The organism is Tenacibaculum sp. IMCC1, assembly GCF_054906355.1.
The window spans coordinates 3,019,802-3,044,684 of the sequence record NZ_CM142818.1 but is presented as its reverse complement, the minus strand read 5'-3'; the positions used below and the strand labels follow the sequence as shown (position 1 = coordinate 3,044,684).

Annotated in this window: 32 protein-coding genes and 5 tRNA genes; 16 read left to right on the top strand and 21 right to left on the bottom strand. The window is 32.2% G+C overall.

The genetic code is table 11. From position 1 onward, the window contains the following. Window positions 1–5: 5 nt before the first annotated feature. The 21 genes from rplL to ACXIHB_RS14150 form a co-directional block, all read right to left on the bottom strand. Window positions 6–380, bottom strand: coding sequence for a 50S ribosomal protein L7/L12 (gene rplL / locus ACXIHB_RS14250; protein ID WP_047790108.1), 375 nt, complete (start codon window positions 378–380; stop codon window positions 6–8). Window positions 381–430: 50 nt separating this feature from the next. Continuing rightward, window positions 431–949 (bottom strand): 50S ribosomal protein L10, encoded by a 519-nt coding sequence (gene rplJ / locus ACXIHB_RS14245; RefSeq protein WP_047790107.1) that lies wholly within the window; start codon window positions 947–949, stop codon window positions 431–433. Between the two features lie 21 nt (window positions 950–970). After that, the gene (gene rplA / locus ACXIHB_RS14240) at window positions 971–1,660 is read right to left on the bottom strand and encodes a 50S ribosomal protein L1 (RefSeq protein ID WP_047790106.1); all 690 of its coding nucleotides are present in this window, start codon (window positions 1,658–1,660) and stop codon (window positions 971–973) included. Window positions 1,661–1,680: 20 nt separating this feature from the next. Further along, window positions 1,681–2,118 (bottom strand): 50S ribosomal protein L11, encoded by a 438-nt coding sequence (rplK, locus tag ACXIHB_RS14235; RefSeq protein ID WP_047790105.1) that lies wholly within the window; start codon window positions 2,116–2,118, stop codon window positions 1,681–1,683. Between the two features lie 64 nt (window positions 2,119–2,182). Beyond that, window positions 2,183–2,731, bottom strand: coding sequence for a transcription termination/antitermination protein NusG (gene nusG / locus ACXIHB_RS14230; RefSeq protein ID WP_047790161.1), 549 nt, complete (start codon window positions 2,729–2,731; stop codon window positions 2,183–2,185). Window positions 2,732–2,733: 2 nt separating this feature from the next. Next, window positions 2,734–2,925 carry a preprotein translocase subunit SecE gene (gene secE, locus ACXIHB_RS14225; protein ID WP_073184511.1) on the bottom strand — a complete coding sequence of 64 codons (192 nt, stop codon included), beginning with the start codon at window positions 2,923–2,925 and terminating at the stop codon, window positions 2,734–2,736. 52 nt (window positions 2,926–2,977) lie between these two features. Continuing rightward, window positions 2,978–3,050: transfer RNA gene (locus tag ACXIHB_RS14220), tRNA-Trp, on the bottom strand. Window positions 3,051–3,108: 58 nt separating this feature from the next. Next, complete coding sequence (gene tuf / locus ACXIHB_RS14215; protein WP_047790103.1) at window positions 3,109–4,296, bottom strand: elongation factor Tu; 1,188 nt, start codon at window positions 4,294–4,296, stop codon at window positions 3,109–3,111. Between the two features lie 75 nt (window positions 4,297–4,371). Beyond that, window positions 4,372–4,444: transfer RNA gene (locus ACXIHB_RS14210), tRNA-Thr, on the bottom strand. Window positions 4,445–4,455: 11 nt separating this feature from the next. Beyond that, a tRNA-Gly gene (locus ACXIHB_RS14205) sits at window positions 4,456–4,528 on the bottom strand. Window positions 4,529–4,549: 21 nt separating this feature from the next. Continuing rightward, a tRNA-Tyr gene (locus ACXIHB_RS14200) sits at window positions 4,550–4,632 on the bottom strand. A gap of 40 nt (window positions 4,633–4,672) precedes the next feature. Further along, window positions 4,673–4,746, bottom strand: a tRNA-Thr gene (locus tag ACXIHB_RS14195). Between the two features lie 97 nt (window positions 4,747–4,843). Continuing rightward, window positions 4,844–5,152 (bottom strand): ribosome hibernation-promoting factor, HPF/YfiA family, encoded by a 309-nt coding sequence (gene hpf / locus ACXIHB_RS14190; protein ID WP_047790102.1) that lies wholly within the window; start codon window positions 5,150–5,152, stop codon window positions 4,844–4,846. 14 nt (window positions 5,153–5,166) lie between these two features. Further along, complete coding sequence (locus ACXIHB_RS14185; protein ID WP_462098499.1) at window positions 5,167–6,054, bottom strand: tyrosine-type recombinase/integrase; 888 nt, start codon at window positions 6,052–6,054, stop codon at window positions 5,167–5,169. An 84-nt stretch (window positions 6,055–6,138) separates the two neighbouring features. Further along, window positions 6,139–6,336, bottom strand: a complete 198-nt coding sequence (gene rpsU / locus ACXIHB_RS14180) for a 30S ribosomal protein S21 (RefSeq protein WP_028892869.1) — start codon at window positions 6,334–6,336, stop codon at window positions 6,139–6,141. Window positions 6,337–6,605: 269 nt separating this feature from the next. Continuing rightward, window positions 6,606–7,772, bottom strand: a complete 1,167-nt coding sequence (locus tag ACXIHB_RS14175) for an acyl-CoA dehydrogenase family protein (RefSeq protein WP_159493732.1) — start codon at window positions 7,770–7,772, stop codon at window positions 6,606–6,608. 31 nt (window positions 7,773–7,803) lie between these two features. Then, window positions 7,804–8,703 carry a helix-hairpin-helix domain-containing protein gene (locus tag ACXIHB_RS14170; RefSeq protein ID WP_159613857.1) on the bottom strand — a complete coding sequence of 300 codons (900 nt, stop codon included), beginning with the start codon at window positions 8,701–8,703 and terminating at the stop codon, window positions 7,804–7,806. A gap of 12 nt (window positions 8,704–8,715) precedes the next feature. Further along, window positions 8,716–10,407: an alanine/glycine:cation symporter family protein gene (locus ACXIHB_RS14165; protein ID WP_047790098.1), complete on the bottom strand. Its 1,692-nt coding sequence runs from the start codon at window positions 10,405–10,407 to the stop codon at window positions 8,716–8,718. An 85-nt stretch (window positions 10,408–10,492) separates the two neighbouring features. After that, window positions 10,493–11,392, bottom strand: a complete 900-nt coding sequence (locus ACXIHB_RS14160; RefSeq protein WP_253680769.1) for an SDR family oxidoreductase — start codon at window positions 11,390–11,392, stop codon at window positions 10,493–10,495. Then, complete coding sequence (locus ACXIHB_RS14155; RefSeq protein WP_047790096.1) at window positions 11,392–12,396, bottom strand: potassium channel family protein; 1,005 nt, start codon at window positions 12,394–12,396, stop codon at window positions 11,392–11,394. Before ACXIHB_RS14155 ends, ACXIHB_RS14160 begins: the two co-directional genes overlap by 1 nt. Continuing rightward, window positions 12,393–12,620 carry a hypothetical protein gene (locus ACXIHB_RS14150; RefSeq protein WP_047790095.1) on the bottom strand — a complete coding sequence of 76 codons (228 nt, stop codon included), beginning with the start codon at window positions 12,618–12,620 and terminating at the stop codon, window positions 12,393–12,395. Before ACXIHB_RS14150 ends, ACXIHB_RS14155 begins: the two co-directional genes overlap by 4 nt. Window positions 12,621–12,733: 113 nt before the next feature. On the opposite strand from ACXIHB_RS14150, the gene uvrA reads away from it, so the two are divergent. From uvrA to ACXIHB_RS14070, 16 genes are all read left to right on the top strand, one after another. After that, a complete protein-coding gene (gene uvrA / locus ACXIHB_RS14145) occupies window positions 12,734–15,559 on the top strand; it encodes an excinuclease ABC subunit UvrA (protein ID WP_159493729.1) in 2,826 nt (941 codons plus the stop codon). 139 nt (window positions 15,560–15,698) lie between these two features. Then, window positions 15,699–16,382 (top strand): response regulator transcription factor, encoded by a 684-nt coding sequence (locus tag ACXIHB_RS14140; RefSeq protein ID WP_047790093.1) that lies wholly within the window; start codon window positions 15,699–15,701, stop codon window positions 16,380–16,382. Between the two features lie 116 nt (window positions 16,383–16,498). Continuing rightward, window positions 16,499–18,097, top strand: a complete 1,599-nt coding sequence (locus tag ACXIHB_RS14135; RefSeq protein ID WP_462098498.1) for a vitamin K epoxide reductase family protein — start codon at window positions 16,499–16,501, stop codon at window positions 18,095–18,097. Between the two features lie 115 nt (window positions 18,098–18,212). Then, window positions 18,213–18,368 carry a hypothetical protein gene (locus ACXIHB_RS14130; protein ID WP_239180076.1) on the top strand — a complete coding sequence of 52 codons (156 nt, stop codon included), beginning with the start codon at window positions 18,213–18,215 and terminating at the stop codon, window positions 18,366–18,368. 15 nt (window positions 18,369–18,383) lie between these two features. Next, window positions 18,384–18,620 (top strand): hypothetical protein, encoded by a 237-nt coding sequence (locus tag ACXIHB_RS14125; RefSeq protein WP_047790091.1) that lies wholly within the window; start codon window positions 18,384–18,386, stop codon window positions 18,618–18,620. A gap of 11 nt (window positions 18,621–18,631) precedes the next feature. Further along, complete coding sequence (locus tag ACXIHB_RS14120) at window positions 18,632–18,820, top strand: hypothetical protein (RefSeq protein ID WP_156167083.1); 189 nt, start codon at window positions 18,632–18,634, stop codon at window positions 18,818–18,820. 57 nt (window positions 18,821–18,877) lie between these two features. Further along, window positions 18,878–21,064 (top strand): peptidase domain-containing ABC transporter, encoded by a 2,187-nt coding sequence (locus tag ACXIHB_RS14115; RefSeq protein ID WP_159613843.1) that lies wholly within the window; start codon window positions 18,878–18,880, stop codon window positions 21,062–21,064. Window positions 21,065–21,147: 83 nt separating this feature from the next. Then, complete coding sequence (locus ACXIHB_RS14110) at window positions 21,148–21,363, top strand: hypothetical protein (RefSeq protein WP_159613842.1); 216 nt, start codon at window positions 21,148–21,150, stop codon at window positions 21,361–21,363. A 2-nt stretch (window positions 21,364–21,365) separates the two neighbouring features. Beyond that, window positions 21,366–21,551: a hypothetical protein gene (locus ACXIHB_RS14105; protein ID WP_239180074.1), complete on the top strand. Its 186-nt coding sequence runs from the start codon at window positions 21,366–21,368 to the stop codon at window positions 21,549–21,551. A 355-nt stretch (window positions 21,552–21,906) separates the two neighbouring features. Next, the gene (locus ACXIHB_RS14100; protein WP_349265112.1) at window positions 21,907–22,134 is read left to right on the top strand and encodes a hypothetical protein; all 228 of its coding nucleotides are present in this window, start codon (window positions 21,907–21,909) and stop codon (window positions 22,132–22,134) included. Window positions 22,135–22,148: 14 nt separating this feature from the next. Beyond that, window positions 22,149–22,367: a hypothetical protein gene (locus ACXIHB_RS14095; protein ID WP_349265111.1), complete on the top strand. Its 219-nt coding sequence runs from the start codon at window positions 22,149–22,151 to the stop codon at window positions 22,365–22,367. A gap of 105 nt (window positions 22,368–22,472) precedes the next feature. Then, complete coding sequence (locus ACXIHB_RS14090) at window positions 22,473–22,655, top strand: hypothetical protein (protein ID WP_394421396.1); 183 nt, start codon at window positions 22,473–22,475, stop codon at window positions 22,653–22,655. 18 nt (window positions 22,656–22,673) lie between these two features. After that, the gene (locus ACXIHB_RS14085) at window positions 22,674–22,880 is read left to right on the top strand and encodes a hypothetical protein (protein WP_349265109.1); all 207 of its coding nucleotides are present in this window, start codon (window positions 22,674–22,676) and stop codon (window positions 22,878–22,880) included. An 18-nt stretch (window positions 22,881–22,898) separates the two neighbouring features. Then, a complete protein-coding gene (locus ACXIHB_RS14080; protein ID WP_349265108.1) occupies window positions 22,899–23,129 on the top strand; it encodes a hypothetical protein in 231 nt (76 codons plus the stop codon). Between the two features lie 63 nt (window positions 23,130–23,192). Then, window positions 23,193–24,482, top strand: coding sequence for an HlyD family secretion protein (locus ACXIHB_RS14075; protein ID WP_462098497.1), 1,290 nt, complete (start codon window positions 23,193–23,195; stop codon window positions 24,480–24,482). Between the two features lie 72 nt (window positions 24,483–24,554). Then, window positions 24,555–24,746 carry a hypothetical protein gene (locus ACXIHB_RS14070; RefSeq protein ID WP_047790086.1) on the top strand — a complete coding sequence of 64 codons (192 nt, stop codon included), beginning with the start codon at window positions 24,555–24,557 and terminating at the stop codon, window positions 24,744–24,746. Window positions 24,747–24,883: the final 137 nt, after the last annotated feature.

Genomic DNA, 24,883 nt, shown 5'->3' with positions numbered 1-24,883 from the left:
ATAGCTTACTTAAGCTCTACCTCAGCTCCTGCTTCTTCTAAAGACTTTTTAAGACCTTCAGCCTCATCTTTAGATACACCTTCTTTGATTGGTGCTGGTGCGCTATCTACAATACCTTTAGCTTCTTTTAATCCTAATCCAGTTAATTCTTTAACTAATTTTACAACTGCTAATTTAGATCCTCCAGCTGCTTTTAAGATTACATCAAACTCAGTTTTCTCTTCTGCTGCATCTCCACCACCTGCTGCTGGTCCTGCTACTGCTACTGCTGCTGCTGCTGGCTCAATACCATACTCTTCTTTTAAAATATCAGCTAATTCATTAACTTCTTTTACTGTTAAGTTAACTAATTGTTCTGCGAAATCTTTTAAATCTGCCATTTTAATTGTTTTTTAAAAATTTTATTTATTTAGTTTATTAGTGCGCGAAATTATTTTTCTGATAATGTCTTTAAGATACCTGATAATTTACCTCCACCTGACTGTAATGCTGAAACAACATTCTTAGCAGGAGATTGTAATAAGGTAATAATATCTCCAATAAGTTCTTCTCTAGATTTGATGTTTACAAGAGCATCTAATTGGTCATCTCCAATATAAACTGCCTCTTCTACATACGCCCCTTTTAATAAAGGACGATCTTTTGATTTTTTTCTGAACTCTTTGATAACTTTTGCTGGTGCATTTGCTGCTTCAGCAATTAACATTGAAGTGTTACCTTTTAATACCTCTGGTAATTCTCCGAAATCTTTATCAGAAGCTTCCATTGCTTTTGAAAGCAATGTGTTTTTAACAACAGCCAATTGTACGTTCGCTTTAAAACATGCTCTACGTAAGTTAGATGTAGTAGCTGCATCTAAACCAGAAATATCTGCTAAATAGATCGTGCTAGTATCTGCTAATTGTGCTGTTAAATCTTGTATTACTTGTGATTTTTCCTCTCTAGTCATAATTAAAAAGTTTTAACTGCCTTACGATACTGTTTTAACATCTACAGCTACACTAGGACTCATAGTAGAAGACATAAAAATACTTTTAATATAAGTTCCTTTAGCCGCTGTTGGCTTTAATTTAATTAATGTTTGAATTAACTCGTTTGCATTTTCTTCAATCTTTGCAGCATCGAAAGATGCTTTTCCGATTGCAGCGTGTACAATACCAGTTTTATCTACTTTAAAGTCGATTTTACCAGCTTTTACTTCTTGTACTGCTTTTGCAACATCCATAGTTACTGTACCAGTTTTAGGGTTAGGCATTAAACCACGAGGACCTAATACACGTCCTAAAGGACCTAATTTACCCATTACGCTTGGCATAGTAATAATAACGTCAACATCAGTCCAACCTCCTTTAATTTTTTGAAGGTACTCATCTAATCCAACGTAATCAGCACCAGCTTCTTTAGCTTCTGCTTCTTTATCTGGAGTAACTAATGCTAAAACTTTTACATCTTTACCAGTTCCGTGAGGTAATGTTACAACACCACGAACCATTTGATTAGCTTTACGAGGATCTACTCCTAAACGTACTGCTAAATCTACAGATGCGTCAAACTTTACGTTTGTAATCTCTTTAACTAATGCTGATGCATCTTGTAAGCTATAAACTTTAGAGCTATCTACTTTAGCACGAGCTTCTTTTTGCTTTCTAGTAATTGCCATTTCTAAATATCTTTTAAAGTTTAAGCAGGTGCATCACCTGTTACTGTTAATCCCATAGAACGAGCTGTTCCAGCAATCATTCTCATTGCAGACTCTACTTCAAAGGCATTCATATCTACCATTTTGTCTTCTGCAATTCCACGAATTTGATCCCAAGAAACGCTTGCTACTTTTTTCCTATTAGGTTCTCCTGAACCTTTCTTAATTTTGGCCGCTTCTAATAACTGTACTGCAGCTGGTGGAGTTTTTACAACAAACTCAAATGATTTGTCTGTATAAACTGTAATAACAACAGGTAATACTTTACCTTGTTTGTCCTGTGTACGAGCATTAAACTGCTTACAGAACTCCATGATGTTAACACCGGCAGCACCTAAAGCGGGTCCAACTGGTGGCGACGGATTCGCTGCACCTCCCCTAACTTGTAGTTTAACTAATTTACTTACTTCTTTTGCCATTGTTTAAGATTTAACGATGTGTTTAAATTGGAAGCTTAAACCCATCAAAATATAGGTGTAACAATTATATTTTCTCTACTTGCATATAGTTTAACTCTAATGGAGTTTTTCTTCCGAAAATCTTTACCATTACTTCTAACTTACGCTTTTCTTCATTTACCTTTTCAACAGTTCCATCAAACCCATTGAAAGGACCATCAATTACTTTTACAGTTTCTCCAACTGAATAAGGAATTGCAATATTTTCATCTTTAACAGAAAGTTCATCAACTTTACCTAGCATTCTGTTTACTTCTGATTTACGCATTGGTACAGGGTCACCTCCTTTTGTTTCTCCTAAGAAACCAATAACACCTGTTACTGATTTAATTACGTGAGGAACTTCCCCTGCTAAATTAGCCTCAACCATTACATAACCAGGAAAGTAAACTCTTTCTCTGTTTATTTTCTTTCCGTTTCTTACTTGAATAACTTTTTCTGTAGGAACAATTACTTGGTTCACAAAATCAGACAACCCATGACGAGCAATTTCAGTCTCAATGTAAGTTTTCACTTTATTTTCTTGACCTCCAATAGCTCTTACCACATACCACTTCATCACCGAATCAGCCATCATTAAAACATTTTAAAGAAGTTATCTAACCCTGTTTGAAAAACCTTATCTATCCCCGCTACAGCTAAAGCAAATACGATTGTAAATGCTGCAACTACTACAGTAGACTTTTGAGCTTCTTCACGAGAAATCCAAGTCATGTTGGTATTTAATTCTTCAAAAGAATCTTTAATGTATTGTATAAAGTTACTCATATTTTATCCTTTTAACGAGTTGCAGTATTCACCACAACTCGTTTTAGTTTTGCACGGGTTGAGAGGCTCGAACTCCCGACACCTGGTTTTGGAGACCAGTGCTCTACCAACTGAGCTAAACCCGTATTTTAAAGGAGCCTCTCTTTAAAAAGAGACTCCTTATACTTTATTATTAAACTATAATTAGTCTAAGATTTCAGTTACCTGACCAGCTCCTACTGTTCTACCTCCCTCACGGATTGCGAACTGTAAACCTGTGTTTAATGCGATAGGTTGGATTAAGTCAACAGTAATAGTTAAGTTATCACCTGGCATTACCATTTCAACTCCTTCTGGTAAGTTAATGTTACCTGTTACGTCAGTTGTACGTACGTAGAACTGTGGACGGTAGTTGTTGTGAAATGGAGTGTGACGTCCACCTTCTTCTTTCTTTAAGATATACACCTCAGCTTTAAACTTAGCGTGTGGAGTAATAGAACCTGGCTTACAGATTACCATTCCTCTCTTAATTTGAGTTTTTTCAATACCTCTTAATAAGATACCTGCGTTATCTCCTGCCTCACCTCTATCTAAGATTTGACGGAACATCTCGATACCAGTTACAGTAGATGTTAATTTTTCATCTCCCATACCGATAATCTCAACAGGATCTCCTGTATTAATGATACCAGTTTCGATACGTCCAGTTGCTACTGTACCACGACCAGTAATAGAGAATACATCCTCGATTGGCATTAAGAAATCTTTTTCAGTATCTCTTGGTGGCTCTTCGATCCAAGTATCAACAGCTTCCATTAACTCTAATACTGTATCAACCCACTTTTGCTCTCCGTTTAATGCACCTAAAGCAGAACCAGAAACTACAGGACCATTATCTCCATCATACTCATAGAAAGATAATAAATCTCTCACTTCCATTTCTACTAACTCTAATAACTCTTCGTCATCAACCATATCAACTTTGTTTAAGAAAACAACGATACGTGGAATACCTACCTGACGACCTAATAAGATGTGCTCACGAGTTTGTGGCATTGGACCATCAGTAGCAGCTACTACTAAGATAGCTCCATCCATTTGCGCAGCACCAGTTACCATGTTCTTTACGTAATCGGCGTGACCTGGACAGTCAACGTGCGCGTAGTGACGGTTAGCTGTTGCATACTCTACGTGAGAAGAGTTAATTGTGATACCTCTTTCTTTTTCTTCTGGAGCGTTATCGATTTGATCAAAAGCTCTCTGCTCAGAAAATCCAGCATCTGCTAATACTTTAGTAATTGCAGCAGTTAAAGTAGTTTTACCGTGATCTACGTGACCAATAGTACCTACGTTTAAGTGCGGTTTCGAACGATCATAAGTTCCTTTTGCCATGATTATTAATTTTAATTCTTAGTTAAATATATTTAGTGTTATTTTTAAACTCTTGTCAAATAAACTCTAAAATAGAGCCAACAACGGGATTTGAACCCGTGACCTCATCCCTACCAAGGATGCGCTCTACCAACTGAGCTATGTCGGCAACGAATTTAGAGCGGGAGACCAGGTTCGAACTGGCGACATTCAGCTTGGAAGGCTGACGCTCTACCAACTGAGCTACTCCCGCAATAAAATTTCATTAAGATAGTGGGGAGAGCAGGATTCGAACCTGCGAAGTCGTAAGACAACGGAGTTACAGTCCGTCCCATTTGGCCGCTCTGGAATCTCCCCTAAACCTTAAATAATATTTTAATGAACTTTTATTTTTTAGAGCCGATGGAGGGACTCGAACCCACGACCTGCTGATTACAAATCAGCTGCTCTAGCCAGCTGAGCTACATCGGCTTTTGTTATAAAAAAACAATCCGCTATTTCTAACGGACTGCAAATGTAAAAAGTAATTTTTAATTTTTAAAACTTTTTTAATTATTTTTTATCGTTTTTATGAGACTAAGGCATCCTTTGATTTTTCTTTTGATTTTTGCAACTGTCTTTTTAAAGATTCTACAGACACACTAATACCTTCCTCAAAGGTCTTAGTTTGCTTTTTCACCATTAATTCGCTTCCTGGTATATTAATTTTTACTTCAGTTATTTTATTCTCCTTTTCACTCGTTTTTTGCACTTTTAAAAACACTTCTGCATCAACGATCTTATCATGAAATTTCTCTAATCCTCCTATTTTTTTCTCAATGAAGTCTATTAATTTTTGGTCTGCTGAGAAATTTACTGATTGTGTGAATACCTTCATAATTCTTCGATCTTTTAATTTGACCCTCTAGGGTGAGTCTTGTTATACACTTTTTTTATTTGCTCCAAGCTATTGTGCGTATAAACTTGGGTAGAGGCTAAACTTGAATGCCCTAGTAATTCTTTAACCGAATTTAACGACGCACCGTTGTTAAGTAAATGTGTAGCAAAAGCATGCCTTAATATATGGGGGCTTTTTTTTGATTTTGTTGACACTCTACTAAAGTACAAATTTATTATTCGGTAAACAAGGGTTTCATAAATTTTAACGCCTTTTTTAGTCACTAAAAGCACCTCTAGATCTACATCCTCAATTCCTCTTTTTTGTCTTAAATATTCTTGTAAAGTTTTATACACTGACGGCAAGATCGTTACATACCTTTCTTTATTTCTTTTTCCTAATACTTTTATTGTTCTACTAGTATGATCTATATCTTTTTCTTTAACATTTATTAACTCAATCCTTCTCATTCCAGTTGAATACAACATTTCCACAATCAATCTATCTCTTACTGATTCAAAATCTGACCTCTCTTTTATTAGTTTTAAAACTTCTTCTACCTCATTTTGATCAAAGGGAGTTTGTATTTTTTTTTGAACTTTTAGCGCCTTATGATTTGAAAGCGGATTCACTGTTACTTCCCCTATTTTTTGCAGAAACTTATAAAAGGTCTTTAAAGAGCTTACTTTTCTATTTACGCTTCTATTTGATATATTATCATTTACCAAACTAACAATCCATGTTCTAATTTGATTGTAATGAATACCCTCTAAATCCTTTTGATCAAACTCAACCTCACAAAAATCTTTAAACGCTATTAAATCCGTTTTATATGCTTGAATTGTATTTTTTGAATACTTTTTCTCAAACTCTAAATACTCTAAAAAAGCTTCTATTAGCATTATTTATCTTATTTATTAATTGAAGATACAAAAAAAAAACCTGTATTGATATCAATACAGGTTTTTCACTTTTTAGGATGATTACTATCCTACTTCTTCTTGAGTTCTTAATCTCTGAACATAAGATGCTTTAATCATTTGAGCTCGTTTTGCCACAGATGGCTTAGTAAACTGCTTTCTGTTACGTAATTGCTTCATCGTTTTTGTACGATCAAATTTACGTTTATAACGTTTTAACGCTCTATCGATATTCTCTCCTTCTTTAACTGGAATGATTAACATATTTTTGCACCTCCTTTCATCGTAGTTTCTATATCTTTAAAAATTGACAACGTTCAGTATATCAATCAATTATATTATTTTATTTCATTTTTGGACGGCAAAGATACAAAGTATTCTTTAAAAACACACTATTTTATTTCTTTTTAGTTTAAAAATGAGGCAAATAAAAATCCTGCTTTCACAGGATTTTTACTTAAATATTTATCAAGAACCTATAAATAAATTATAAGTATTTCTTATCAATGATCATTTTTACAAAATAGAAAGTATTAAGTAGCTGGCCTATACTCCTTCTTATCTATTACCATTTTTGCAATAATTTCTTTTAATATTTCTGAAGTACCTCCCCCTATTGGTCCTAATCGACTGTCACGTAATAAACGTGCCATTGGATACTCTTCCATATAGCCATAACCTCCTAGTAACTGTAAAGCATCGTATATAACCTCATCTGCCATTTTAGTAGATAATAGTTTACTCATACTTGCTTCTTTTACGACATAAATGCCATCGTTTAATCGTTTTGCTATGGAATAGTTATATTCTCTACACATATCTACTCTACTAGCCATTTCTGCTACTTTATGACGTAAAGCTTGAAATTTATCTAATGTTTTTCCAAAAGCTTCACGTTCACTCATATATTGTACTACATAATCAACAGCATATTCCGCACGCGCATGAGCATTGATTCCCATTACTAATCTTTCTAAAGCAAAGTGTTGCATTATATATGGAAATCCTTTTCCTTCTTCCCCCATTAAGTTTTCAGCAGGTATTACCACATTATCAAAAGCTATTTCAGCAGTGTCTGAAGCTCTCCACCCTAATTTATCTAACTTAGTTGACGATATTCCTGGAGTATCTCTATCAACTATAAAAATACTCATTCCTTTATGTTTATCATCAGGGTTAGTTTTAGCTGCTACTACTAAGTAATCAGAATATACTCCATTTGTGATAAACGTTTTAGATCCATTAATCACATATGAATCTCCTTTTTTTATTGCTGTAGTACGCATTCCTGCTACATCACTTCCTCCAAAAGGTTCTGTAATACATAAACACCCTATTTTATCTCCTTCTATACTTGGTGTTAAATATTCATTCTTAATTCGATCATCTCCTTCTTTATTTACATGTGTCATTGCTAAATAAGCATGTGCCCACATATTAGCTGCAAAACCTCCTGAGTTTATTTTTTGTAGTTCTTCTAAAAAAATAACTGTATAAAAAAGATCTAAACCTAATCCTCCATATTCTTCAGGTTGGTTTAAACCAAAGTATCCCATTTCACCGAACTTCTTCCAGATAAAACGCTCTACCGTACCTTCTTTCTCCCATTTATCTATATGAGGAACTACCTCTTTTTGTAAAAAATCTCTAAAACTCTGACGAAAGGCTTCATGCTCTTCGGTAAAGTACATACTATTCATAGTGGTTTGTTTATTAAATTTTGTTGCTTGTTTATTCTGCTTTCAAATATAAGATTATTCTATCGTATTTATTTAGTGGAAAATCTTTAATATTTCTTAATTCTGATATATCTTGTAGCTCAGCTACTTCATCTCGATATTCAAATATCTTTTTACATAACTCATAATCAATATATGGATTTTTTAACACTTCTTTGAATTTGGCTGTATTTACATTTACTTTTTTAATAGTTGGTTTTTTAATTACAGTAAAAGTTTGCATGACTTTGTTTGCTGCAGCTTTATTTATTCCCCAAACTTCATATAATTGTTTTGAGAATGAATACCCTTGTAACTTCTTTCTATACTTTATAATTCGAGAAGATAATACTTCTCCAACACCACTAATAGTTTCAAAATCTTGTTGAGTGGCTTTATTAATATCATTAGTAGAAATTTTATATTCCTTATTATATGTATGCCTTTCACTTAAACCTAACTCTATTTTACTTTTCTTCTTTTGGTTTTCTTTTTTCACAACCCAATCTGGAAATTTAAAATAAGGAGCTATGCTATTCAATAGACTATCAGATATTTTTGTTACTTGTTTAAAATCTTTAGCTGAGTTAATCCATTTATTTTGTTTTCTGTAATTATGTAATCTATCTATTTCCTCTACAGACATTCCTAGTTGATAACCTTTAAAGTCTGTTATATAATTTGGATTGAATGGATATCGTTTAGGTTTTCTTTTAATCAATTCAATTCTTTTCAAACTATCAATAGTATTTTGAAGAGCTACTAGCTCTTTCTTATTTATACCCTCTATTTTTTCTGAAGAAAAATCTATGTACACATATATAAATTGTAAAACAACTATTAAAAATAATAAAAAGAAAACCCCATTTCTTTGGCGTTTATTATACCAGAAATGGGGTTTAAATATTTTCATTCGTTTTGTTTTTTATTCTTCTACTGCTTCTTTTTTAAGGTTAATAGCATCTAAATATCTTTTTAGTTGCTTTTTAACCACTGGCATCAATAAGTATAAACCTACCATGTTAGGGAACACCATTGCAAAAATCATTGCATCTGAAAAATCCCAAATAGACTTCATACTCGCTGCTGCTCCAATTACTACGAAAGTTAAGAACAAAATTTTATATGTTAAATCCGCTTTTTTTCCTCTACCAAATAAAAATTTCCAAGACTGCAATCCGTAATACGACCAAGAAATCATTGTAGAAACTGCAAATAAAACAACTGCTACAGTTAAAAATACATTTGAGTATGGAATGTAAGCTGCAAATGCTCTTGAAGTAATTCCTGCTCCCTCATAAGCCACACCGTCAATAAATACAGATCCTGTACCATCTCCTCCATATTCAAAAGCTCCTCCAAAATTAAAGATAATAATTACTAAAGCTGTCATTGTACAAATTAATACAGTATCAATAAACGGCTCTAATAATGCCACTAAACCTTCTGATGCAGAATATTTTGTTTTCACTGCAGAGTGTGCAATTGAAGCCGAACCTGCTCCAGCTTCATTAGAAAAAGCTGCTCTTTTAAACCCTACTAATAAAACACCTATAACACCACCAACACCTATCGCTGTAGGATTGAAAGCTTCTGTTATAATTAAAGAAATAGCATCATCTATTAAAGAGAAATTAACCCCTAAAATATACAAACAAGCCAATAGGTATAGCAATGCCATAAAAGGAACTACTTTTTCTGTTACAGAAGCGATTCTTTTGATACCTCCAATAATTATAATACCTACTAAAATGGCTAGTACAATACCTATGATAGCTCCAGCTGCTGTACTCTCTAAACCTAACAACTCTTTAATAACTATTGTTGCTTGGTTAGATTGAGCTGCATTACCACCTCCAAAAGAACCTCCAATACAGAAAACTGCAAATGCTCCTGCTGCTATTTTTCCTAGTGTTGCAAAACCTTTTTCTTTTAATCCTTTAGATAAATAATACATAGGACCTCCATACACTGTTCCGTCTTCTCCTACATCACGATAATGTACTCCTAATGTACATTCTACAAATTTTGTTGACATCCCTAACAAACCGCAAATAATCATCCAGAAAGTTGCTCCCGGACCTCCTAAAGCAATTGCTAATGCAACTCCTGCAATATTACCATTTCCAACTGTACCAGAAACCGCTGTTGCTAATGCCTGAAAGTGAGAAACTTCACCTTCATGACTTTCATCGCGAATAGTATCTTTAATATCTCCATCAATTTCTAAGTCACTATGTAAGCTCTCTATATTTTCAATATGCTCCTCAATATCGTCAACTTCATTCATATCTACTCCTTGAGCTATACCATCTTCACCATACAATAATTGCGCACCATGTTTTTCAATATCTTCATATTTCCCTCTTACAACATTTATTGCAGTAAAGAAGTGACGGATATTTGGAAATCCAAAATAGAGCGTAAAAAAAGCGGCACTAGCCACTAACAAAATCAATACAAAAGGGGTACCAAATACTGGAAAAAAAATCACACTACTAAAAAAATCAGAAAAAGGTTTAAACGCTTCATCAATCATTTGATCAATTCCTTTTTCCTGTGCAAATGTTAACATTGGTGTTATTGAAAACAGCAATGCAAGTAGTTTTTTATTCATAATATGTATTAGATTTTTGAATTAGTAGCCCGCAATATCATAAAAAAATGCACTTACAACAAGTTTTCGTTGTTAAATATGGTTTTTACATTAGCTTTTCTTTAAATTTATGTAAATCTTCTTTAAAAGATTTTGGTCGCAATCCTAATTCTGTTTGGGCTTTTGTTAAATCAAAACCCGTAATAGCAGGCCGTAAGGCTGTTTGATTTAAAACATCTGTAGAAATTGGTTTTATTAAGCTTTTATCTAACCTAAAAGCTTCTGCTATTTGTTGTGCAATTTCATAAATACTCATCATTCTTTTTGAGGAAATATTGAAAATTCCTAGTGCTTTTTTATCTATTGATAATTTACACGCTAATGCCAAATCTTCTACATATGTTGGCATACGAAATTGGTCATCTACTATAGTTATTTCTTTCCTGTCTTCCAACATTTTCTTCACCCACAATACTATATTAGTGCGCGACATATCATATACTTTTCCATATACTAATATGGTACGTAAAATAGCATAATTTACCTTAGACTTTATTAATAATTCTTCTGATTTTAATTTGGAGAGCCCATAATAATTCAACGGGTTTGGCTTATCACTCTCTTTGTATGGTCCATTTTTCCCATCAAAAATAAAATCAGTTGAAATATGTATTAAATGAGTTTTATTTTCTTCTGAATAGTTTTTAAGATATTGAACTACATCTATATTTAGATTATCACAAGCTTGTTTATTTGTTTCACAAGCATCAACATTTGTCATTGCTGCTGTATTCACAATAACATCTGGCTTATATTCAGACAGTTTTTTGTAAAGCAAATCTTCATCTGTAATATCAATTGAAACATAATTAAAGTCACCTCTACCACTTCTATTTTCTCCTCTTGAAAAACCTATTACCTGATATCTTTCTTTTTCTTCTAATAAAAGGCTTACTAAAGTTTGCCCAAGTAAACCATTACTTCCAGTTATTACAACTTTCTTCATTAAAAAACTTTTCTAAGTGTTTCTATCTGTTCAGGACGTCCTAAAACAATCAAATTTCCTCCTATTTCTAATTTCACCGAAGCTTCTGGGTTGATAATGTAATCTTTATTTGGAGTACGATATCCTATAATTGTACAACCTGTTTTTTTTCGTAAATCTAAATCTAATATTGTTTTATCAATGTATTTTTCTGGCAAGTCATTAATTGCTACTTCTTCTAAGTTAGCAGTTGTTTCTCCTTCAATAGTTAGCCTATCTACAAACTCAATAACATCAGGAGTTACAACTAAAGATGCCATGTGAGAACCTCCTAATTTATCTGGCATAATTACATTATCTGCTCCTGCTATTTTTAACTTACTATATGATGTTTCTTTAGATGCTCTACTAATTACTTTACAATTTTTATTTAATTGTTTTGCTGTTAGCACTACAAATAAATTATCGGCATCAGAAGGCAACGCTGTTATTAGATTTTCTGCATTCATAATACCTGCTCTTAATAGAGTCTCATCAAGCGTTGCATCTCCTTGAATAGTTAACACTCCTTTTTCATCTAACTGCCTCACTACATCATTAAATTTTTCAACCACTACAACTTGTTTCTTGTAGTTTTTCAATTTCGAAATAGCTTGTTTACCATTTCTACCATAACCACAAACTATGGTATGACCTTGTAACTGCTCTATTTGTTTTTGCACTTTTTTTATTTTTAACTGATGAAAAAATTGCCCACTAATTAAATACTCTGAGAATGAAGAAACTGCATAACCAAAAACAAACAAACTAGATATTATCAATCCGATAGTAAATAGTTTTTCCCCCGTACCAAAAGGATGTACTTCTCCAAAACCAATGGTACTAATGGTTATAATCGTCATGTACAAAGCGTTAATAAAGGAATAATCAAAAAGTAACATATAACCTGTTACTCCTAGCATGACTATTAAGACAGAATAAATTATAGCTCTATATAACCTTGATTGAAACACTGTGTTTATCATAAATCAAAAACAGATGTTCTTTTAGTATAAATCATATCTTTTAATCTTAGTAAAAAAGCCATTGTTAAATATAATCCAAAAGACAAACCTACTGTTACAAATGATATATAAATAAAAAACAAACGTACATTAGTGGCTCGCATACCCAATCTATCAGCAAACCTGGAAGACACGTTAAAACCATGGCGCTCAAAAAAAAGCCTTACAAAATCTATAAATTTCATTTATTAATTAAGTTTTATTCGCAATATACTATTTTCAGTTTATTTGTTGATAATCGCTGCTTCAAAATAAATTTGGTTTTGGTAACTTTGCTGTTTTTGGTAAAATCCTCACTTTGAAAGAACAAGAATACATAGAAGTTTACGGAGCTCGAGCTCATAATTTAAAGAATATTGATGTTAAAATTCCTCGTGAAAAGCTAGTTGTAATTACTGGCTTAAGTGGTAGCGGGAAATCTTCTTTAGCTTTCGACACCATTTATGCTGAAGGACAACGTCGTTATATTGAAACTTTCTCTGCATATGCACGTCAATTTTTGGGCGGATTAGAAAGACCTGATGTTGATAAAATTGACGGACTTTCTCCTGTAATTTCTATTGAACAAAAAACAACAAACAAAAGCCCTCGTTCTACTGTAGGAACTATTACTGAAATTTACGATTTCCTTCGTTTACTATTTTCTCGTGCAGCAGATGCTTATTCATACAATACAGGTGAAAAAATGGTAAGTTATTCTGACGAACAAATTAGAAAATTAATTTTAAAAGATTTTGACGGCAAACGTATTGCCATTCTTGCACCATTAATTAAATCGAGAAAAGGGCATTATCGTGAACTATTCGAACAAATTTCTAAACAAGGTTTTGTTCGTGTTCGTGTGGATGGAGAAATTAGAGAAATTGAAAAGGGCATGAAACTCGATCGTTACAAAACGCACGATATAGAAGTCGTTATCGATCGATTAGCCGTGAATGATGCTGCTGAAAAACGTCTAGAAGAGACTATTAAAACTGCCTTGTACACGGGTGATAATATTTTAATGGTAATTGATGTTGATGATGAAAAGCCTCGTTATTTTAGTCGTGAACTCATGTGTCCTACTACGGGAATCGCTTACCCTAATCCTGAACCTAACACTTTTTCGTTCAACTCACCAAAAGGAGCTTGCTCTCACTGTAACGGACTAGGGATTACCAACGAGATAAATCATCAAAAAGTAATTCCAGACGATAGCATTTCTATCAAAAATGGAGGAATTGCACCTTTGGGTGAACAAAAAAACAGTTGGATTTTTAAACAACTTCAAACTATTGCTGAGCGTTATAACTTTAAACTAACCGACCCTATAAAAAGTATTTCTAAAGAAGCTATGGAGATTATTCTTCATGGAGGAAAAGAAAAATTTGAAATTCAATCAAAAACTGCGGGAGTTACCAGAAATTATGAGATTGATTTCGAAGGTATCATTGCCTTTATTGAGAATCAATATAAAAACTCAGAAAGCACATCAATCAAACGTTGGGCAAAAGGTTTTATGGATGAAGTTACTTGTTCGGTTTGTGATGGAAAGCGTTTAAAAAAAGAAGCGCTTCATTTTAGAATCACTGATAAAAATATTAGTGATTTAGCCCAAATGGATGTGCTAGAGTTGGCTAATTGGTTTCAGGAAGTTGGCACAAAATTATCAGAAAAACAATTAACTATTGCTTCTGAAATTTTAAAAGAAATTCGCACACGCATTCAATTTTTATTGGATGTTGGGTTAGATTATTTAACATTAGACAGAACTTCAAAATCTCTTTCTGGTGGAGAAGCCCAACGTATTCGACTTGCAACACAAATAGGTTCACAACTTGTAGGTGTTTTATATATTTTAGATGAGCCTAGTATTGGTTTACATCAACGTGATAATCAAAAATTAATTGACTCTTTAATTAAACTTCGTGATGTTGGAAACTCTGTTTTAGTGGTTGAACATGATGAAGATATGATTAAGAATGCTGATTTTGTTTTAGACATTGGTCCAGGTGCAGGTAGACATGGAGGAGAAATTGTTAGCGAAGGCAACTTTGACGATTTAAAAAGTCACGATACCCTTACTGCTGACTATTTATCGAGAAGAAAAGAAATTGAGGTTCCTAAAAAACGTCGTGAAGGAAACGGAAAAACAATCTCATTAAAAGGCGCTTCTGGAAACAACTTAAAAAATGTTTCCGTTGAATTTCCTTTAGGTAAAATGATTTGTGTCACAGGTGTTTCTGGTAGTGGGAAATCTACCTTAATTAATGAGACCCTATACCCTATTTTAAACGCGCACATTTACCGAGCAGTAAAAAAACCAATGCCTTACAAAAAAATTGAAGGCTTAGAACATATTGATAAAGTTATTGATATTGACCAGTCTCCTATTGGTAGAACTCCACGTTCAAACCCTGCTACTTATACAGGGGTGTTTAGTGAAATACGTAGTTTATTTGCAAAAACTCCAGAAGCCTCTATCAGAGGGTATAAACCCGGTCGTTTTAGTTTTAATGTAAAAGGTGGACGTTGTGAAACCTGCCAGGGTGGTGGTGTTCGTGTAATAGAAATGAATTTCTTACCAGATGTTCACGTAGAGTGTGAAACTTGCCAAGGAAAACGTTTTAACCGAGAAACTTTAGAAATTCGTTATAAAGGAAAGTCAATTTCTGATATTTTAGAAATGACAATTAACGAAGCTACAGCTTTTTTTGAACATATTCCTAAAATCTATAGAAAGTTAAAAACAATTAAAGATGTTGGTTTAGGATACATTACACTCGGACAGCAATCCACTACTCTTTCCGGAGGAGAAGCCCAACGCATTAAATTAGCTTCTGAATTATCAAAAAGAGATACTGGAAATACTTTTTATATATTAGACGAACCAACAACTGGGCTTCATTTTGAAGATATCCGTGTATTAATGGAAGTATTAAACAAGTTAGCAGATAAAGGAAACACCGTTTTAATTATTGAGCACAACTTAGATGTTATCAAACTCGCCGATTACATTATTGACATTGGTATGGAAGGTGGTAAAAAAGGCGGTAAAGTTTTAACATTTGGAACTCCTGAAGAAGTTTCCATCCACAAAAAAAGCCATACAGCAAAATTCTTAAAAAAAGAGTTAAAAAAGTAATACAACTACATTTTTCATAAGTAGATAATTTGTTTTTTATATATTTTTTTTTGATTTCAAATTAATTTATATAAATTTATGAACTGATTTTAAAAAAAGAAATCAGTTAAATAGTATTTCCCCCCGAAATTATTTAAACATGAGAAAAGAAAAACAATCTGCTTTGTTAGCAGATAATTGCCCGCTTATTTGTGAAACGTACAAGAACATAATATCTAAAATAGCTAGGTTAAACCCAAGTTTTAATTTTAACACAGACATTACCTATAATTGTAATGGAGCTTACGACATTATAAAAAAAACAATTGAAAAAGAAACTTCACTTAGCTTTGTTGTTTTAGACTTAAAACTTTCTCCTGCTAAGAATAGAAAAATCTTATCTGGTGAAGATTTAGGGCTTTTAATAAGAAAATTACTTCCAAACACAAGACTGATTGTTTCTACTGATTGTAATGATAATTACAGAATTTATAACATTTTTAAAAGCTTAAATCCTGAAGGTTTTCTTATTAAGAACGATTTAACTTCAAAAGAGTTAAAAAATGCAATAAAAAATGTAACAAACAATATACCTTATTATAGTAAAACTGTCTTAAGCCTCTTAAGAAAAGAAGTTTCTAATAATTTTTCCATTGACGCAATAGACAGACAAATACTATACGAACTTTCATTAGGCTCTAAAATGAAAGATATGCCGAATTACATACCTCTTTCAGCAGCTAGTATTGAAAAAAGAAAACGACATCTAAAAAAAATATTCAATGTTAAAGCTAAAGGAGACCGAGAGTTAATATTAACAGCCAAAGAAAAGGGCTTTATTTAAAAAAAAACGATTACGGTTTTCCCTTACTTTTTTTATGGCTTTTTCTATAAAAAAACAACTATCAAAGTATAGCTTTGGGGAAACAGAAAATAACTATCCTTAAAACCTTTTTACTTTTGAAAGACACATTAATCAATTTAGTTCAAAATTTACTTAAGAAAAATAGTATTTCTTTTGATAAGGAAGAATTGGCTTTTCAAATTCAAAGTCACCCTTCTTACCCTAGTTTACATGCAATTACTGGAGTATTAGACCATTTTAACATTGAAAATGTGGCAGCTGACGTTCCTGTTAATTCAGAAACACTTTTGCAACTCCCCGACTGTTTTATTGCTCAAATAAACAGTGAACATGGTCAAGATTTAATTGTAGTAGAAAGAAAAAAATCAGATTATATAATTTATGATTCTGAAAACAAAAAAACGAAGTTATCTGAAAATGAGTTTCTAAGTAAATTTACAGGAATTATTGTTGCTGTTGAAGAAACTGAAGGTTATCAAACAACTAAAAATAACTCCAAATTAGTTAAAACTATCGGTTTTTCTCTTCTTAGTATTTTTACGTTATTTTTTGTTTTTTATAGTTCAACTTCATGGTACAATACTTTTTATTTCTTACTATCAGTAACAGGATTAATTATCAGTACCGCAATTGTAAAACAAGAACTTGGATTGAAAACCGCTATTGGTGATGCTTTTTGTTCAGGAGCTGATGATAAAAAAGATTGTGACGCTGTATTAACCTCAAAAGGAGCGGAAATTTTAAAAGGATATAAATTAAGTGACTTTAGCATGCTTTATTTTATTGGGTTATCTCTTTTAACTTTTACTCAAATTTCTAATCCTGTAATTTCATATACTATTAGTTTACTTGCTATACCTATTACTCTATACTCGCTATATTATCAATATGCAGTAGTAAAAAAGTGGTGTCTTTTATGCTTAAGTATAGTTGGAGTTCTTTGGCTACAAGGACTGGCTCCAGTATTGACAAATAATTACATTAACACCTTTATAATTAAAGATTTTGTCACCTTGGGTATCGTTGCTTCTTTTACGTGGTTAGCTTGGAATTATATTAAACCTTTATTTACTGAAGTTCAAGAACTCAAAAAAGAAAAGATAGCAAGTGTTAAATTTAAGAGAAACTATGCATTGTTTGATAGTTTATTACAAAAATCACCTCAACTTGACACTCAATTAACTGATAGTAAAGAAATTGTTTTTGGAAACCCTAACTCCAGCCTTGAAATTACAATAATCACCAATCCTTTCTGTGGACACTGTAAACCTGTTCACGCTCATGTTGATGAAATTATTAAAAGATACCATAACAATGTAAAAATTAAAGTACGCTTTAATGTAAATGTAGAAAAAAAAGATAGTGATGTCGTTAAAATTACCAGTAGACTCATAGAAATATATAATACACAAGGAGAAAAAGAATGTCTTCAAGCCATGGATGCTATTTATGAAGGGCAGAAACCAGCTGCTTGGTTAAAAAAATGGGGTGAATGTTCTAATAAAGAAACTTATACATTGGAGCTAGAAAAAGAAAAGAATTGGTGTAATCAAAATGGCATCAACTTTACTCCTGAAATTTTAGTAAACGGTAAATCATTTCCTAAGGAATATAACAGAACTGATTTAATTTTATTTATTGAAGATTTAGAAGAAAATATAGAAGCTTCTGATGTTTCATTAAAAACAGTATAAAAAGACAAAGCCCAAAAAGGGCTTTGCATTTTGAACAAAATTCTCTCGCGAAGAATAGACACATTGGTGAGTGTCTTTAAATGTTCGCCGCAAAAGTAACCTTAATATTTTAATTATGAAAAAACAAATTCTAAATTTAGGTAAAGCTTTAAAAAAAGCGGAACAATCTCAAATTAACGGAGGCAGAAAACAATGTGATAAAAACAGGGATGGTATCTGTGAAGACCATGGAAGACACTGTGCAGAGTTTTATTGTAGCTTTATTTTATAATAAAAAAGTTTAATCATGAAGAAGCTAATTTTAAACTTAGGTAAGACTTTAAATAAAACAGAACAAAAAACAATTAATGGTGGTAATGCCATTTTCTGTGACGCAAATGGCAACTGTCCTATAGGTAGTTATTGCGATGGTCATTTATGTATAGATAACGGTTCTGGTAATGGGGGAAGCGACCCTAATAAAGACTGTAGAAACCCTCACAGGTTTTGTATTGACGAATTCGACACTTGTTGTATCTACTAAAAATATTTCTTATGAAGAAATCAATTTTAAACTTAGGTAAAATTCTAAACAAGAAAGAACTAAAATCAATTAACGGTTCTGTTATTATTGCCTGCTATAGTCATGCCGAGTGTCCCCAAAAAATGGGATGTTGTAAAAACCCTCCTTATATTGGAATATGTATGGAAGGAGAAGCCTATAGAAGATTATGTAATAATTAATAACTTCAAATAAGTTAGAGGGCTAACTCTCTAACTTATTTCATATCTAAACTGAACTTGAAAAAATTCCCAAACTATAAACAGACAGAAGCAAAAGATTGCGGACCTACTTGTATTAAAATCATAGCCAAACACTATGGTAAAACTATCAATACTCAACAATTAAGAAACCTAAGCGAAACAACACGTGAAGGCAGTAGCTTATTAGGTCTTAGTGAAGCTGTCGAGTCTATAGGCTTTAAGTCTTTAGGTATAAAATTAGCCTTTAACAAACTTAAAGAAGCCCCATTTCCTTGTATTATTCATTGGAATAAAAATCATTATGTGGTTCTTTACAAAATAAAAAAAGATGTTGTTTATATTTCTGACCCAGCTCATGGGCTCATCTCTTTTACTAAAGAGGAGTTTATCCAACATTGGATTGGTAATAATGCCGATGAAAATACAGAAGAAGGTATTGCCTTATTAATAGAACCAACTCCCAAATTCTATCAAGAAGAGTTTGAAGAAGATGAAAAATTTGGTTTTTCATTTATTTTCAAATACTTATATAAATACAAAAAGTTTATAGTTCAATTAATAATTGGGCTCCTAGCTGGTAGTTTATTACAATTAATCTTACCTTTTTTAACTCAAAGTGTTGTTGATGTTGGTATTAAAAACCAAGATTTAAACTTTGTATACTTAATCTTATTTGCTCAATTATTTTTATTCATAGGAAAAGCTTCTTTAGAAATTATTAGAAGTTGGATTTTACTTCATCTTAGTACTCGAATCAACATATCTTTAATTTCAGATTTTTTTATCAAATTAATGAAATTACCTATCTCTTACTTCGATGTAAGAATGACAGGAGATTTATTACAAAGAATCAACGATCATAAGCGTATTGAACGAATTTTAACCACTTCTTCTTTAACTGTTTTATTCTCTTTTTTCAATCTCATAATTTTTAGTTTAGTTTTAGGGTATTATAGCATGCAAATTTTTGGTGTTTTTGTGTTAGGAAGTGTTTTATATTTTGGTTGGGTATTATTCTTCTTCAAAAAGAGAAAAGAGCTTGATTATAAACGTTTTTCTCAAGTAAGTCAAGAACAAAGTAAAGTAATTGAACTTATTAATGGAATGCAAGAGATAAAGCTTCACAATGCTGAAAGACGCATGCGATGGAATTGGGAATATGTACAAGCTCGTTTATTTAAAGTAGCTACTAAAAGCCTTGCTCTTGAACAAACACAAAGTGTAGGTTCTAACTTTATCAATGAACTTAAAAATATGTTCATTACTATACTTTCTGCTAAACTAGTAATAGATGGACAAATTACCTTAGGTATGATGATGGCTATTAGCTACATCGTCGGACAACTAAACGGACCAATTACACAACTAATAAACTTTATGAGAGATATACAAGATGCACAAATCTCCTTAGATAGATTAGGTGAAATACACAACATGGAAGATGAAGAAAAACCTAGTGATGAAAAAGTAACCATCATTCCAGATAACGCATCTATAAGACTAAATAATATTTCATTCAGGTACACTGGTGGTTTAGAGCCTGTTTTGAAAGATTTATCTCTTGAAATCCCTGCAAATAAAACAACCGCAATTGTAGGGGTTAGTGGAAGTGGAAAAACCACATTAATGAAATTACTTCTTGGTTTTTATCAAGTTGATCAAGGAGATATTATGATAAACAACTTTAACTTAAAAAACATTTCTCAAAAAGAATGGAGAAGAAACTGCGGTGTTGTTATGCAAGAAGGATATATCTTTAATGATTCTATAGCTAAAAACATTGCTGTGGGCGAAGATTATGTTGACAAAGAAAAGCTAGCTCACGCAATAGACGTAGCAAATATCAACGATTATATTGAGGGATTACCGCTAGGATATAATACCAAAATTGGTAGTGAAGGTAGTGGCTTAAGTACTGGTCAAAAACAACGATTACTTATTGCTAGGTCGGTATATAAAAATCCAAAATTCTTGTTCTTTGATGAAGCTACTAGTGCACTTGATGCAAATAATGAAAAAATTATTATGGGTAAGCTTAATGAATTCTTTGCTGACAAAACAGCTGTTGTAATAGCACACCGACTAAGTACTGTAAAAAACGCGCATCAAATAGTTGTCCTTGAAAAAGGAAAAATTATTGAAAAAGGAAATCATGAAGAATTAATCAAATTAAAAGGAAGTTATTACCATTTAGTCAAAAACCAACTAGATTTAGGTAAATAAAATATTCACTCGCGAAGAATAGACATAAACCTTGAGTGTCTTTAAACTGTTCAAGGATTTTATCAAACTTAAATTATTTTAAAATGAAAAAATCAATTTTAAACCTAGGAAAAGCTTTAAACAAAGTTGATCAAAAATTAATTAAAGGAGGTCGAATCTCAGCACATGGAGGTTACCAGTGTTGTAATGCATGGGGCTGTGGTGCTTGTGTAACTGGTTCTAGTGAAGACTGTAGTGGTTATGGTGAAGATGTTTATGGAAGACATTGTACAGTTAATGAAGAAATAAAAATAGCCTAATCATGAAAAAATCAATCTTAAACTTAGGTAAAACTTTAAACAGAGTTGAACAAAAACAAATTAGTGGTGGATACATGCAAGCCACATGTGAAGATTTAGGTTGGACTAGTAGTAGGTGTAACCAATGTCTATGGGATTTTGAATCTTGCTGGTTACAAAGTGGATATAGAAAATGTTGCCCTTTATAAAAGATAATTATGAAAAAGCTAGTATTAAACTTAGGTACAATTTTAAATAAAACTGAGCAAAAACAAGTAAGTGGAGGCAAAATTCTTCCATATAATAACTCAAAGGACTGTGAAAGTAATGATGGCATATGGTATTCCTGTGTTAATCAATGCTATTGGTGTCGCGAACCCCATTTTAACCCTTGCGCAGGAGGACTTTAACTTTAACTATATTAATCTTTCTAAAATTAGTTTAAAAGCTTAAACACAGCATTAAAACAATAATAGAACAAGAAATCTTTCGCGAAGAACAGATACATGCCTTAAATATCTTTAAATCTCTAAAGGATTTTTGTCAAATTTAAATTATTTTAAAATGAAAAAATCAATCTTAAACTTAGGAACACCTTTAAACAAATCTGAGCAACAATTAATTAATGGTAGTAGTAATCAACCTTGTCCCTCAATTAATTGTTACTACGGAAATATCGACACACAACTATATGGTGGTGCAGTATATTGTGGTAATTGTAGCGACTACACTAACCTCCCTAGTATCTGTAAAAACAGAGTTAGAGTTGGGGTTTATTGCTCTGGTGTTTAATCTAAAAAATAATTATGAAAAAATCAATCTTAAATTTAGGTAAAGCCCTAAACAAAATACAACTAAAACAAATTAACGGAAGTAATGAACCTTGCCCCTCGACAAGTTGTTATTTTGGTCCTCCTGATCCTTTGGATGATGCTATTCATTGTGGTTCTTGTCAAGATTACAACAGTCTCCCGCAAGAATGTAAAGGTAGAGTTTTAGTAAGTTACGAATGTTTTCCTAGATAGAAAGTTCTAAAATTAACACCATAAAAATCTCTCGCGAAGAATAGACACAAACCTTGAGTGTCTTTAAATGTTCAAGGATTAATTAAATACTTAAATTTTTTAATCATGAAAAAATCAATTTTAAACTTGGGAAAAACCCTAAACAAAGTAGAACAACAACAAATCAATGGAGGGTACATATATACTTGTAAAAAGTTTTGTAGTGTATCTCGTGAAGAACAACAAGACCAAATTGATAGATATGGCTGTTCTGCTTTTAGTTCTTGCCCTTGTTATGTTCCTTGCTAATATTTAATAACCTTAATTATGAAAAAATCAATTTTAAACTTAGGTAAAATTTTAAATAAAGTTAAACAGCAACAAATCAATGGAGGAAAAGTAATTGATTTTCCTTGCTCAAGCTACTTTTTTTGTGCTTTAAATTGTGAAGAAGGAGATGCTTGTGCTGTACCAAATGGAATGGGAGGCGCTAATAGAGGTATTATAAAAAATGGACAATGTTGCCCTGCTTAACCTTATAAATAAATAATTATGAAAAAATCAATCTTAAACTTAGGAAAAGCTTTAAATAAAGCTAAACAAAAAAATATTAATGGTGGTTTTGGTGGTACAACGATGGGAGACTGTTTAGTTCCAGACCCTAACAATAATAACGAACCTTTACTTGTCGGTCACGCCCCTTGCGACGGGGTAAGTATGTGCCCTGCTCAACCTGACTATGGGTTTAATTCCCCTTACCCTCCTATGTGCTTCGCTTTTTAAAACCATAATTATCCACAAAACATAAAGGGAGGGACTAACTCTCCCTTTATTACAAACTAAAAGATGCCAAACAATACTCAAGATATAGAAATTAGAAGTGAAGAAGTTCAAGAAATTTTAACTCACGTACCTAACTGGATGATTCGTTGGGGTAACACCTTGCTTCTTGGACTCATAATAATGTTATTATTCATTTCATGGTTTGTAAAATACCCTGACGTTATTTCCACCGAAGTAATGGTTACTACCTCTACTCCTCCTGAAAAAATTTATGCAAAGTCTACCGGTCAATTCGAAACCTTTTTAACAAGCGAAGGGAAAAGTGTGTCTGAAGGTGATGTTTTAGCTGTAATTGAAAACAGTGCTTTGTACAAAGATGTTTTACTACTGAAGAGTATTGTCGATACTATCGAAGTAAATCAACAAAAGTTCTTTTTCCCTATTGATAAAGTTCCTCCACTAATTTTAGGAGATATAACCTCTAGCTACTCTCAATTTGAAAATGACTATTCTGAATATACCTTAAACGAAAAACTAACTCCGTTTAAATCGGAAAATTTCGCTAACCAAATGTCTGTTATAGAAGCTAGAGGCAGACTACAAATTTTACTTTCTCAAAAAGATTTAAATCTTAAAGAACTAGAATTTAAACAGAAAGATCTTGATCGTAGTAGAAAAATGTTTAACCAAGGGGTTATATCTGCTAAAGAAAAAGATCAAAAAGAAATTGAATACTTACAAGCAAAACGCTCATATAAAACCCTTGAATCATCAATTTCTCAAATAAGAGAATTAATCAATAACTCTGCTAAAAACTTAGAAGGTACTTCTATAAAAAAAACACAACAAGATACTCGTTTAAAAAAGAAAGCTATTCAATCTTTTTTATATTTAAAAAAGGCTATTAAAGACTGGGAAAAACAATATGCTCTAACTTCTTCAATAAATGGAAAAGTATCCTTTTTATCTTTTTGGAATAGAAACCAAACAGTTAATTCAGGAGATTTAATATTTACTATTATTCCTAATAAAGGGAATTCATTTATCGGTAAAATTGAAGCACCTGCTGCTAATTCTGGTAAAATAAAGAAAGGTCAAAAAGTTCAGATTAAACTTTTGAATTATCCATCTGATGAATTTGGTGAATTAAATGGAAGAGTTAAATCAATTTCTTTAACTCCTGATGAGGAAGGTAATTACTTAATTAATGTAGAGTTACCACAAGAATTAATAACAACATACAATAAAACTATTCCTTTTAGACAAGAAATGAAAGGTGCTGCGGATATAGTAACTGAAGATTTACGTTTAATAGAACGTTTCTTTTATCAATTAAAAAATATTATCAAATAATAAAAAACAGACATAAACCTTGAGTGTCTATAAATGTTCAAGGAATTTATTAACCCTCGAAATTTTTCTATTATGAAAAAATCAATTTTAAATCTAGGAAAAGCTTTAACTAAAGCTGATCAAAAACAAGTTAACGGAGGTACTGGTTGTGTAATTTATACACCAGCAGAGTGCTTTGCTTGTGGTGGTTTCTCTTTACCTAACGGATGTTGCTTAGGATCGTATGAAACACATGCTTGTTTAGGAGAAGATGTTCCTCAATAAGAGAGTTCATTTACTATTATTTTAATTGAATCATTCCTAGGTTTAAACCAATTAAGAATAAAGTAGGTTTAAACCTAGGATAAATTTAGATTATAAATTTACCCTAATAGAACAACTCATTGTTAATAATATTTACT